The organism is Chitinivibrionales bacterium (assembly GCA_014728215.1).
Lineage (GTDB): Bacteria > Fibrobacterota > Chitinivibrionia > Chitinivibrionales > WJKA01 > WJKA01.
Genome location: WJLZ01000153.1, coordinates 1 through 13,077, shown reverse-complemented (window position 1 = coordinate 13,077; position 13,077 = coordinate 1). Strand labels below are relative to the sequence as shown.

6 protein-coding genes are annotated in these 13,077 nt (G+C 48.6%); 2 read left to right on the top strand and 4 right to left on the bottom strand.

Annotated elements, in window-relative coordinates; genetic code table 11:
• Positions 1 to 22 precede the first annotated feature (22 nt).
• The 3 genes from GF401_13465 to GF401_13455 form a co-directional block, all read right to left on the bottom strand.
• Positions 23 to 3,832: a fibro-slime domain-containing protein gene (locus GF401_13465; protein MBD3346063.1), complete on the bottom strand. Its 3,810-nt coding sequence runs from the start codon at positions 3,830 to 3,832 to the stop codon at positions 23 to 25.
• 350 nt (positions 3,833 to 4,182) lie between these two features.
• The gene (locus GF401_13460; GenBank protein MBD3346062.1) at positions 4,183 to 6,087 is read right to left on the bottom strand and encodes a fibro-slime domain-containing protein; all 1,905 of its coding nucleotides are present in this window, start codon (positions 6,085 to 6,087) and stop codon (positions 4,183 to 4,185) included.
• Positions 6,088 to 6,196: 109 nt separating this feature from the next.
• Positions 6,197 to 8,311, bottom strand: a complete 2,115-nt coding sequence (locus GF401_13455) for a fibro-slime domain-containing protein (GenBank protein MBD3346061.1) — start codon at positions 8,309 to 8,311, stop codon at positions 6,197 to 6,199.
• A gap of 363 nt (positions 8,312 to 8,674) precedes the next feature.
• On the opposite strand from GF401_13455, the gene GF401_13450 reads away from it, so the two are divergent.
• Entirely contained in the window at positions 8,675 to 11,305 is a 2,631-nt protein-coding gene (locus tag GF401_13450) for a Bacterial alpha-L-rhamnosidase (GenBank protein MBD3346060.1), read from the top strand.
• 41 nt (positions 11,306 to 11,346) lie between these two features.
• On the opposite strand, the gene GF401_13445 is transcribed toward GF401_13450, so the two are convergent.
• Entirely contained in the window at positions 11,347 to 12,195 is an 849-nt protein-coding gene (locus GF401_13445) for a hypothetical protein (protein MBD3346059.1), read from the bottom strand.
• On the opposite strand from GF401_13445, the gene GF401_13440 reads away from it, so the two are divergent.
• On the top strand, positions 12,196 to 13,077 hold an 882-nt coding region (locus GF401_13440; GenBank protein MBD3346058.1), incomplete at its 3' end, for a peptide ABC transporter substrate-binding protein.

Here is a 13,077-nt window from a genome sequence, read left to right as displayed (position 1 = left end):
CTTTCAACGTTTAACCGTCAGCTCACCTCTTTTGGTCCAGCCCCCGTCCAACACCAAGTGACTTGGAATCGATCAGCTCCTCGACTTTTTCATCCCCATAGGCGTCGATATATTCTATTTTCAGATATATCATTGCATTATACGCGCCCGGCGCCACTTTCATTTCTTTGTCGTTAAGGCCATTCCAGTAGATTCCCAACCGCTTATCGCCTTTCCAGTCCTCTTTCCATTCATCGAGAACCAGATTATCGCCCTTTTCAGTTTTGCGGCTGTAGACCAGGTTGCCCGCAATATCGTAGATTTTGAAAGTACCGGTAATTTTCATTTCATCCCTGTTCCGCGGATTGGACGGCAAGGGGACGTCAATCACAAAGGCAGTGCCGCCGAATGTAAGCGCCCGCTTAGCAACTTCCCGGGAATTCTCGGAAACCAGTGTCTCCTTCTGAAACGTCTTGCTTGCATTGGGCGGGAAAGGATTGGGCCCCACGGAAACTTTCAGCTCCACCCCCTGGATTTCAACTCGCACCCGACGGTTGTTTTCGTTCTTCTGGATATTGCTTGTTTCGTCGATAATTTCGGTTCGATCATCGCTTACCTGTACATTCACCAGATGATCGGTGGTCAGATCCATGCCGTTAGTCATCTGGAATATGGCTTGATCACTCGATTTGGAGGTTTTGAAAAAATCGATCCCCTCAAACAGGTTATCTGCACGGACCATATCAGAATCCGACCCGTCCCACACATAGAATATCAACTGGGGCTCATCACCGCTCCGGTTTCCCAGTGTTCTGTCGAGTTTTTCACTGAAAGTGATTGTCACTTCATCTTTTTTCCGGTTGCTGATATCCTTGATTTCCTTAACGACTTTCCAGACTACCGGCGCGGCGCCGTCGGTGACCGTGTAGGTGCTGTCATCGATCTCATCGGCGTTTTTGATACGTAATGTGGGAGTCCATCCGGTCTGAGGCCTGCCGGTTTCGGTCGTATCGAGGGTCAAATAGAAAATCGTACTGTCGGAATCATCGCGGCCGATATCTGAAACCGTAAAGGAGACATTGATATCGCCGGACTCATACTTAACTTCAATGTCATCTAAATTATAATTATCGGGGAACACCACCGGTTTGTCAAAGTAGACATCAATCCGGTCTAAAAGCCCGTCAGCGTTAATGTCACGGGTATAGGAGTTTACTACAACAGCATCGGGTGCGATGACCGTGATACAGACCGTGTCTTTTGCATCCGACTTGTTTACGGCAGTAACAATAATGCAGCCCTGTTCGTTATACCGGACATTTTCGGTTGAATAGAACAGACTGGTACTCGGCCCGGGATTGATATCGTGCAGGGTCTCTGTTTTTTCCCAGGTGCCGTCGGTTTCGCCGATCCGGTTGCCCCACTGATCGTAGCCGACTGAGAAAAAGAGTTCGGCATCTTTATTTCTTGCATTCAATTCGATATTTTCAGGCGCCGCAAAGTTTAGAGGAGATTCTATAACTATGCTGTCGATTATTCCCGGCCAGAGGCGGAACGTTGGCGTGTGGGCCTCGAGATCGGTTGTGCCTCGTAATTTGACCCATATCTGGTGTTCATTCAACGGCGGTGCATTATACAACGTAAATTCGACTGTGTCCACACCGTTAATAAAGCATTCATCGGTTTTATTTGAATCGTCGGGCCGTATGCTGATTGGTGTATCGCCGCTGCCCACATCGACCGTGGGACCGGGCTTGCCCGATCCTTTGTCAAGAATATCCTGATAAGTCACCTGACCGTCGCCCTCACCCGGATAACACCAGATTCCCGGAATGAGACCGTCGGTGTTCTCAATCGTCACCACCGCCTTGAACGGCACCCCGGCTACCATGCTGTCTTCAAGAAGGCTGATTGTCAGGATTGACGGCGGCGCACGGGAGATGATCAGTTTGACCGCATCGGAGTAGCCGCCGCGCTCGACCGACAGGATGGCTTCGCCGGGATTGATCGGACTGTAGGTCCAGGACTGCGTTTCACCCACCGGAAGCGGGTTGTCGGATCGCAGCGTATCAGGATCCAGGTCCCAGGGGACCGCAATGGGGATCCAGGCATCCCCCTTATCCGACCATTGCGCCTCTACAAAAAACTGCTGCTGCTGGTCGGTATTGATCCTCACCGTATCGATTTCATTACCGTTTTCATCGACAATGCGGATAGCGGTTATAACCCCTGCATTGACCTCAACACGGACCGTATCCGGTTTCAGGTCGGTTTCATACGCGACCAGAGAATCGGTGCCTGAAGTGACCCTGACAATTGCGCCTTCCCACAGCTTTCCCGAAGTACCATCAACATCGAATTTGGAATCATCGAGGCTGAGCCACTGGGCATTGTTTGCCAGGCGCTTGATATTGCCGAATTCATCGCGCACGACCGCATACGCGTAGTATTCGTTATCTGCAGAGTCAAGGGAGATCACCGTTATAGGATTTGCATTGATAGAATCGGCATAGCTTGCCGGAAGCACATTGCTCGAAGAAAGAGAATTGCGGGAACTTCGCTCGACTACTACCTGAAAATCCGGTCCGGCTTCTATATAAACCGTTGCGGTATCCCTGAGAACATTTTTTGCATCATCAGGATCGGTAAACACTGCTTCGATATCCACCGAGCGAAAGGCCTGCGTCCCTGTAAAGCGGGTTTTCTGACCATTTTCGTCAATTATCCGATCGCCGGGTTGCAGCGTTGAAATTATGGCCCATTCTAAATTATCGTAGAATCTAGTTCCACCGGGAAGTATGCTGTCAACCGGCACAGCGATATCCTGATTGGTAAAAACGAGACCTTCAATGGTGACCGTATCGCCGGCCTGCATGGTGGTATCATCGACATTGAGTTCCAGACGGGCCGGCGCGGGGGTAAAGATATTCGTGGTAATGCGAATTCGCGAATTCCCCATATTTCTTTCTGCATAAAAAAGATCGAGCACATACTCCTGCCCGACTTGAAGTCCCTTATTGTCAAGTGAAAAGCTTCCGCTCTGCCTGTCATGAACTCCTCCGAGATCGAGCACAAGCTCTCCATTGACAAATACCCATAAATCATCATCACCGGTAAACTCGAAAGTCAACCCGGGCTGATAGGTGAACACATGATGCATTTCCATGGCAAAATTGTAATTATGATTTTTGCCCTGTTCTGCCGCCAGAGGATCGATACCAAAACCTTTTTTGTCAATCGGGAAAAACCCGGCTTGTGGCGGAATATCCAGAACATCATCGTAAGGTCCATTCGGATTATTCCAGTCGCCGAGGCGGACAAATTCATAGACACCCTCCGGCTTGTTGGGCGCCGGAGTGAAAGGAAGGGAATCCATGATCACTGCATTTTTAAAGGCAGAATCGGTATAGACAACATCACCGTTATTATATGGCACTGGAACAATTTCATTGCAATCCCAGCCATCGGAGTTGCGGCTCCAATGATCATATGCCGGTACGCTGTCATTGTGGGTCCACGGACGGTACCACCGGTGGATATAGCAATTCAACACCGGATTTGAGCCTAAAATGGGCTTTGCAATGGAATCCAGACCAAAATAGGATGCATTTTCGGTATCATAATCCAGGCTGCCACTCCGGACCATATTTTTATGCACCCCCATAGCGTAATGACCGGTGTTGAATTCAGGATTTCCGTTTTCGCTGAATTGACCTGTTGCGATATAGTCATAGTAGATCACCCGTATCCATACCGTATCAGGCAAATTCCCCTGCGCCTGCACAATCCCGCTGAGTGCAATAACACCTGCAAATATCCATCCCCAATTAACACGCTTGCGGCATGAACTCATACTGAACCTCCCGGCATGGTCAGAAACTTTTTAATCGCTTAGACTATTAAGGATTAAAAAATTTTGCTTTCAAAACAATAAAGGGAAAAAATCCGAATGGATCTCTCCCCCCTGCCAAACGTTTTCTACATTATATAATAATATAATAACAAACAGCAACAAAGAGTAGCGAAATACGCTGATTTTTGCCGTTTTTGCTGTATCAGGATAGTCGCTGATTTGAGGGCGAGCGTTCAAAAGGAAAGGAGAGGAAGGGTTGACCGGGATTTTCTTAAGCGATTAAAAGCGAGGGGTAAAATGCGCATATATGGTTGTTGGTAAAGAAAATACCGAGGTCCGACCCCGGTTTACTAAAGGCATAAAACCACCCGCTTTTCAAGCACATCATGCTTTACTCCACGATCGCCATATGCCCGGATAAGGAGAATATGCGCCCCTTTTGCAGGAACACTGCTTCTGCCGATTAATAAACGTATAAATGTTTTCTGATGTGCAGCGACTGATTCACCACGCCAGGATATCTGTCCCTGCATGGTAAGCAGAATAGCCGAAATTTTTGCGACTTTGTCGGGAACCGCAAGAGAAAGCGTTATCCTTTGCGAACCGGTCTGCATATCAAGCAGCGTTAATCTTTCAGCGGCAGGCCTGCAAAATGCCTTCGTCGCCCCAACCACCGAAACAGGGATCGATGCACTGAGAGTAGTTGCTGCCTGATAAAAACAGGTAATCACCGCAAGGCCGGTGTCGGTCGGCTGGAATTGCCAGCTTGGTGATGACGCAGGCGGAGGTGTAGCCGTCGGGAGATTGTTGGAGATGGACCAGGAAGTTGAAAGATCTGCCCATTGATTATTATCGGCCCGTCTGCTTTGGCTGTACAGTGTGGTTGCTACCCCTTCACCAACAGTGAGGCTGCTGATCGGTATATGCTCGCTGTTTACAATTCTTATGCTGTCAGCTTGAACGGGATCGACTGTTACAGTAACGGTATCGTAGAACAGGTCTCCGTCGTACTGAAGGCTATGTGCCACAACCATTGTTCTTCCATAATCCCCGATTCTTGTGATCAGCCCCTGGCCCAATTCCGTCGATGGACCGACAGCAGCTTCAACTGCAAGATCGGGACCGGGAAGCGCGTACCATTCGGTCGATGTTGATGGGGACACAAAATTGCCGTACTGATCACGGATGATTGCATAAAGTTGATCATACGTTGAGGTACCGGCAGTAAGGATTATGCTGTCGACCGGATTATCCGCAAAGGGACTTTCGGTGAGACCGTTAGGGTCGGGCTCGACAACAAGATGATATACCGGCGAAGGTGTGATATAGCGCGCAAAAATATTGGTTGCTATTTTTATTCGAGAATTTACCATTTGTCTTTCTGCAAAGAAAAGATCCATGATATATTCCTGTCCTTCCTGAAGTCCCAGATTATCAAGGGAGAAACTGCCCGCTACAGAGCTATGCACTCCCCCAAGGTCAAGGACCAGCTCCCCGTTTATAAAAACCCACAAATCATCATCTCCAAAAAATTCAAATGTCAAACCAGGACGATAGGTGAAAGCATAATGCATTTCCATGGCGAAATTGTAGTTATGCGCTTGATCGGCGGCTACCGGGTCCACTCCAAATCCTTTTGTATCAATTGGGAAAAAGCCGGCATGTTCCGGAATTTCCCAATAATTTTCATAAGGACCAGTTGGACTATTCCAATCCCCCAACCGGTCAAATTCGTATACCCCCTCCGGCTGCCCCAAAGCAGGAGTAAAGGGAATTGAATCTTTGATTACTGCATTTTTAAATGCCGAATCGGTATAGGTAATTGCCGTTCCATTAATGGTAGCCGTATAAGGGATGCTCTGAATGTTCGAGCAATCGCTTCTATCACTATCATATACCGCAACTTCGGATAATTCAATTGATTGCCAGGGACGATACCAATGGGCGATTTTGCAGCTTTTAAACGGAGTTGGTCCTGAGACCGGTTTTGCTATGGAATCCAGGCCAAAATAATCGGCATTTTCGGTTTCATAGTCGAGTGAATCACTCTGGACCATTCCCGTGTGGACACCGGCATTAAAGTGACCAATATTAAATTCGGGATTTTTCGACTGCCCGTTCACGCCATCAGCGATAAAATCATAATAGATCACCCGCACCCAGAGGGTATCGGGATACGACTGGGCTGCTGTGCTGCCCGCAAAGACAATGATCGCTATAAAAACAAATTTGACAGGTAACTTGTCTGGTTTCATTAAAATTCCCTATTCGGGTCTGGGTCCTTCAGGCACAAACGAAAAGCCAAAACAACTCCTTTGAATAAATTGCAGACGGTGAAGCAGGCATGCACAAGCACTCTGCCTTTCAATGACAAATTACAATGCGCTTTTTAAGCATTTCCTTCACTTTGCCCTCTTTGTCAGCTACTTTGATGAGCAATATTTGCGTGCCCTGTGAAAGCACCTCGTCCCTGCCGAGAGTAATATTGACAACCGAATTTTTTGGCACCTCAGCTATTTCCATTCGGGAGCATATCTGTCCCTGCATGGTAAGGAGCACCACCGAAGCCCTGGCAATATTTTCGGGAAAGGCAAGCGAAAGCGCTATGCCCTGCGAACCGGTCTGCATATTGAGGAGCGTCAGCTTTTCAGCAGCAGGTCGGAGAAGCATTTCTGTTGCGCCGACAACCGAGACAGGTACCGTGGCAGTGAGCGAAGAAGTTCCATTGTGCGTGCAGGTAATTACCGCCAGCCCGGTATCGGTAGGATGAAACTGCCAGCTTGACGATAATGCAGGTGGAGGATTTTCGGATGGAATATCGTTGGAGATTGCCCATGATGTCGCTATTTCCTGCCATTGACCATTATCGGTGCGCCGGCCCTCGCTGGAAAGCGTTATCAGAACACCTTCGCCGGTAGTCAGACTGCTGATCGGTACGTGGTCATTGTTGAGGATCCTGAGTGAATCGTATTGGGCGGCGGCGACAGTAACTTCAATTGTATCATAAAAAAATGCTCCGGTGTCCAACAGGCAGTGTGCAACAATCATCGTTGTGCCATTATCTCCGGTTTTAGTAATCAGGCCCTGTCCGAGCTCCAACGAAGGGCCGTTTGTGGCTTCAACGACCAGATCGGGACCGGGGAGCGCGTACCATTCTGTGGATGCAGATGGCGAAACAAAATTGCCGTACTGATCACGGAGAATTGCATAAAGTTGATTGAATGTTGTTGAATGTGCATCAAGAGCAATACTGGTGATCGGATTATCTGCATTCGGGCTTTCTGTTAAACCGTTAGAATTGGGTTCGATAACCAGATGATGCATCTGAGCAGGCTTGATAAAAACAGCGGCAGTATCGCTCAATAGAGTTGCACCATCCATATAATTGCCGACAAGATAAGCATGACGATGAGCAATTGCTGCTGTATAGATAGCTGACTCTCCCTGCAGAGGTGCGATAGAATCACCCGGCATCACGGAATCTGCTGCAAAGCTCCACTGAATCAACTGACTCTCATTTGCCAGAATCGAATCATTTTGATCTCTTACATAACCGATTGCTGTTCCGGATTGACCCGCTGTTATTGTATCGGCAATGATTTCCAGACTCAAATTTCTCGAAGCATTAGAAATTATATTCGTCGTAATCATCACATCAGAACCGCAGGTTTTTCGTTCTGCATGAAAAAAGCTGAACCGGTAGGACTCTCCCTCAATAAGCCCGGGAATATCATCGACATTGAAACTTCCATAATCACCACCTTTAACGCCACCAAGATCCAAAACAAGCGAATCATTGATAAATACAAAAACGTCATCATCACCAAAAAACTCAAACGTCAAACCGGGGCGATATTCAAAATGCCCCTGAATTTCAGTAGCGAAACCGTAGTTCCTGCCTGACCCGCAATCAGCTCGCAGATGGTCATCTCCATAGCCTCTGCCATTTATCCAGAAAAACTGTTGATCATTGATATCTTCAGCTTGAACGAACTGATACAGCCCATCACCAAGAAGCGTAAAAGGCAAGGAATCATAAATGATAATAGTCGCCATATCATAGGAGTCATTATAATCAAGGCTCACATATTCACCGATTCTGCCAAGGTATGACTCTAAATGGGTCCATTGCCATCTTTTAAGGATGTTGTCGTAATAAAATTGAGCATTAATATCCGGTCCATTCATGCCGCTGGGGCGATACCATTCGCTAATATGTTCATTACAACCTGATGTATTTGAATTATATACCGGTTTATGTATGCTATCCAGAAAAGTCTGGGCCTCTCCTGTCACAGTAAAGCGTGAGATGCACGCTTCAAAATCCGGATTACTCCCATCGGCACGATAGTCATAAAAAATAACCGGCACCCAGAGGGTATCGGGATACGACTGAGCTGCTGTGCGGCCGCAAAAAAGGGCTATTGCTGCTGTTTGGACGAGTAATCCAATCATTTTCATGCTAAAAATCGCTTTCATGTAAGGTCCTGACCGGGCGAGTTAACGAGCCGTTGGGGGAAATTCTTTACTTATTATAAGCTCTGCCTGGGTGGATGTCAACACAAATATCAACAAAAGGGAATTTTTTCAGATACGGGAGGGGTTACGCGCATTTTTACCCGGACTAATTTTATTTATTTAACGAACCTGCCAACGAACCTGCCAAGTCCGCTATAATAGAATAATCGCCTCCGTCCCTATACTATAAAACGATGAGCATTTTTTTGAGTAACTGCCCTTTTTCGTAGATTTTCGCCTGTTTTATCCCTATATTAAAAAGCAGGAGACCCCACAAAGGCCTCTTTTTTTATTTGCGTACCGCTAAAAGGGGATATAATGGCAATCGCTCATCGCTTCTCTGCAGTGCACCTGCTCGGTGCCGTCTCTATCATTTGCATTATGTCATCGCTCCATGCACAACCGGCCAACTGGGATGCCCGATGGATTGCACCGCCCGGGGTTGGTTCAACCGACTATGGCGTCTACTGTTTCCGCAATACCTTTACCATCGCAACCGTCCCTTCATCATTTGCAATCCAGGTTTCTGCCGATAACCGATACCGTCTGTATGTAAACGGCGAACCGGTTGGTTTCGGGCCGGCTCGGAGCGATGTTGCTCACTGGGTATACGACACCTATGATATAGCCGATATGCTGCAATCCGGCGAGAATATCCTTGCTGCAGAAGTCTGGAATTTCTCCGATGATATGCCTCTTGCACAACACTCACTGAGGACCGGTTTCATTCTTCAGGCAGGCCCCGGCGCACCCGAGACGGTCAATACAAATCAATCCAACTGGAAAGTCATCAAAAACCCGGCATATTCCGCTGTCCCGATCGGTGTCAATGATGACAACCTTCTGGGATTTTTCTATGTGGCCGGTCCGTGCGATAATGTCAACGGGGCGAATTATCCCTGGGGATGGCAGGAGCTTCCGTTCAATGACAACACCTGGCAGACACCAATCGAAATTTCCCGCACGCAGGCATCGTGGGACCTGGTTCCCCGTACTATTCCCATGATGGAAGAACGGTATCTTCCTATATTGTCAATCGCGCGCGCATCGGGAATCACTCCAGGCAATCAGCTCGATTTTTCCCGGCCGCTTGTTATTCCCGCCAACACCGATGTTTCGATCCTTTTAGACCAGACCCATCTTACCATGGCCCATCCGGAGCTTATTGTCAGCAAAGGCGCGCAGAGCAGCATTAAATTGACCTATGCGGAGACACTCTTTGACGCCCGGTTTGATAAGGGCAATCGTGATCAGGTTGACGGCAAAACCATTTACGGCTACTATGACATATTCCGCCCCGATGGCGGCGACCGGCGCTTGTTCAGACCCCTGTGGGTGCGTACCTACCGGTATCTTCAGCTCGATATCACCACCGGCGCCGAACCCCTGGAGATCGACAGTCTCTACGGCGTTTTTACCGCATATCCCTTCGAAGAAAAAGCTTCATTTTATTCGAGTAATGAACAGTTGAACCAGGTATGGGATATCGGATGGCGGACCATGCGGCTGTGCGCGGGAGAAACCTACTACGACTGCCCCTATTACGAACAGCTCCAGTATGTGCGCGACACCCGATTCCAGTGCCTGGTCTCTGTTGTCGTTTCCGGAGATGATCTCCTCATGCAGAATGCTATCAGCCAGTTTGATTATTCCATCAACTCCGATGGCCTCACACTCAGCAGATACCCCTCCAACCAGGGCCAGGTAATTCCGGGATTTTCACTCTCGTGGATTGACATGATGCACGACTTTTCCATGCTGCGGAACGATAAAAGTTTTCTGACCCGGTTTATTCCGGGCATCCAGAGTGTTTTAGACTGGTTTGAATCGAAAATCGACAACACCGGTATGCTCACCGATCTTGAGAACTGGGATTTTGTCGACTGGAGCGATGGTTTCCTGAAATGGGGTGAGCCGCAAACCGACCGCTACGGCCATTCATCGGTGCATTCCCTCTCATATGTCTATACCCTCCAGCGCGCTGCCGCACTTTTTGACAACCTCGGTCGAGGCAGCGATGCCGATGGGTACCGCACCCTTGCACAGTCGGTAAAAACTGCAGTGTACAACCGGTGTTACGACTCATCGAAAAAGCTGTTCGCCCAGACACCCGACAAAAAGCTTTTCAGCCAGCACGCCAATATTCTGGCGGTGCTCACCGATGCCGTCCCGCAAAATCAACAGCGTGCGCTGATGGTAAAAGTGCTCGATGACAACACACTGATCCAGACTTCGCTCAATTTCCGTCCCTACCTTTTCAGGGCACTCAACAAAACGGGAATGGGTAACCTCTTTATCGAACAGCTCCAGGACTGGTTCGACCTGATCGATCGTGGATTAACAACTTTCCCCGAAAACAAAGAGCTGACCCGCTCGGATTGCCATGCCAACAACAGTCCCAATTACGAAATGCTTGCTACAATCTGTGGCATTGAACCCGGCAGCCCGGGTTTCACAACAGTCAAAATAAAACCCCATCTCGCCAGCCTCGATACCGTCTACGGTAAAATGCCTCATTACAAAGGCGACATCGAGGTTGCTTTCGGCCGCCTCTCCGATAATACATTCCACGGGTCGATCGATCTTCCGCTCGATTTAACCGGCACATTGATATGGAGCGATACGGAAATTCCGCTTTCAGGCGGTCATAACGACTTGCCCGAACTTTCACCAATCAATCACCCGGGATTGCGCGGCGAGGTGTCTTTGCCCCTGTTCAAAATCCACTCTCACCCTGCCCGAAGCATATTCGCGCTGACAATACCCGAAAAAGCAGTGCCGATAATTAAAATCTACACCCCGGCAGGCCGCCTGGTGACGTCGATCACGGCACAAAAACCCGGTAAAGGCACAACCAGCCTCGTATGGAACCATTCAAATCTTCCCGGTGGGACCTATATTGTCAGGATATACACAGAGGAATATATAAATGCGGCGAAAGTGGTTATTCGGTAAAACTCGTCACCTGGAGGCCGAGGCTCTCGAAGCCAGCAGAATCAATCCTTTTCCTCACTCAATGCGGCAACTTCGTTGGCCGACAGCGCTCTGCTGTAGATACGGACGTCATCGATATCACCCGAAAAATGCTGACCGCCGGCCGCCGAGCCGATGAACAGTTTCATGTTCCGGTCGGCGCCACGGTTGTCGAGCCTTGTCTGCCGGGAATGGACGGGGGCGCCATTGATATAGAGCGACAACTCCTGCCGGTTCTCAAATATCATGGCCAGATGGGACCATCGATTGTTTACAATTTGCGTCATCGAGAAGTCGAACATGTTGATTATCGTCCCTCCCGAGTCGACCATTGTCTGCACCCCGTAATCGAGGGTGTTACTGTCATAAATTCTGATGTAGTAAGGGTCTTCGCCGGAAATCTCATCGCCGCGAAAGACAATGCATTTCCATGCGGCAAGTCCTTCGGGTTTGATCCAGACCGAGATGCTCAGTGAACCTTCGATATTTAATGCTTCCGAATGAGGGACCTCGATATGATCGCCCGTGCCGTCAAAATGAAACGCGGCGCTGTCATCACCGAACCTGTTCTCAACCGGCGTTGCCCCCACAACACGACCGTCATTGCCCCTTCCCGATTCATCATCGGCATTACCGTTAAACGGATAATAGGCCACCAGCCTTCTCTCAAGTGCCTGTGCAGGATTTGATGAACCGCATCCACACACAAGAAATGCCGCCTCGACCAAGAAAATTGTTATTACTGTTCTCATTATCATGCTGTTTACTCTTTTCGCACCAATTCTTTTTGCTTGCACCACAGGGTATGAAGGTATCTTTAATATATTATTATTCCTTTTTATGAAGCACAATTTCATGAAGAAAGGCACCATATGCGTTCATTCTCCCGGATTTTCAATTCCCCGAATGCACTTTACATTGTCTCAGCACTTTTGTGTATTGCCGGCTGCGGCCGCCGTGAAACAGCCGTGCAGAAGGGTATCACAGAGCAGGTACTCCACCTCGGCAACGGCGCCGAACCGCAGGATCTCGATCCCCATATTGTCACTGGCGTTCCCGAGCATAATATTATCGCTGCGCTCATGGAAGGCCTTGTTGCAGAAGATCCGGAAGATCTTCACCCCATACCGGGTGCAGCGGAACGATGGGAGATTTCTGAAGACCGGTGCACCTATACTTTTCATCTCCGTAAAAACGGACGGTGGTCTAACGGCGATCCGGTAACATCACATGATTATCTGTACTCATTCAAACGAATCCTCTCGCCTGCTCTGGGAAGTGAGTATTCGTATATGCTCTACTGCATGAAAAATGCCGAGAAATTCAACAAGGGTGAGGTCGATGATTTTTCTCAGGTCGGAGCTTCAACGCCCGATTCCCATACCCTGGTTATTACCCTGAACAATCCAACGCCATACTTCCTGTCGCTCCTGACCCACTACTCCTGGTATGCCGTTCATCCTGGTACGATCGAAAAGCACGGCGAAATCGACCGGCGGGGATCACGATGGACCCGGGCGGAAAATTATGTCGGCAACGGTCCTTTCGTGCTCAAACAATGGGATGTCAACCGGGTCATTATCGTGGAAAAAAGCCCCACCTATTGGGACGCCGAAAATGTCCGTTTAAATAAAATCCATTTTCACCCTATAGAAAGCGAACAGACCGAAGAGCGCGCGTTCCGCTCGGGCCAGTTGCATGTTACCAATAGCGTGCCGACACAGAAAATCGAACATTATAAAGAAAACGAGCCG

Excerpts from the sequence above, each read along its gene's own strand:
- GF401_13460 (MBD3346062.1), bottom strand. The coding sequence starts at position 6,087 with ATGAAACCAGACAAGTTACCTGTCAAATTTGTTTTTATAGCGATCATT.
- GF401_13465 (MBD3346063.1), bottom strand. The coding sequence starts at position 3,832 with ATGAGTTCATGCCGCAAGCGTGTTAATTGGGGATGGATATTTGCAGGT.
- GF401_13445 (MBD3346059.1), bottom strand. The coding sequence starts at position 12,195 with ATGGTGCCTTTCTTCATGAAATTGTGCTTCATAAAAAGGAATAATAAT.
- GF401_13455 (MBD3346061.1), bottom strand. The coding sequence starts at position 8,311 with ATGAAAGCGATTTTTAGCATGAAAATGATTGGATTACTCGTCCAAACA.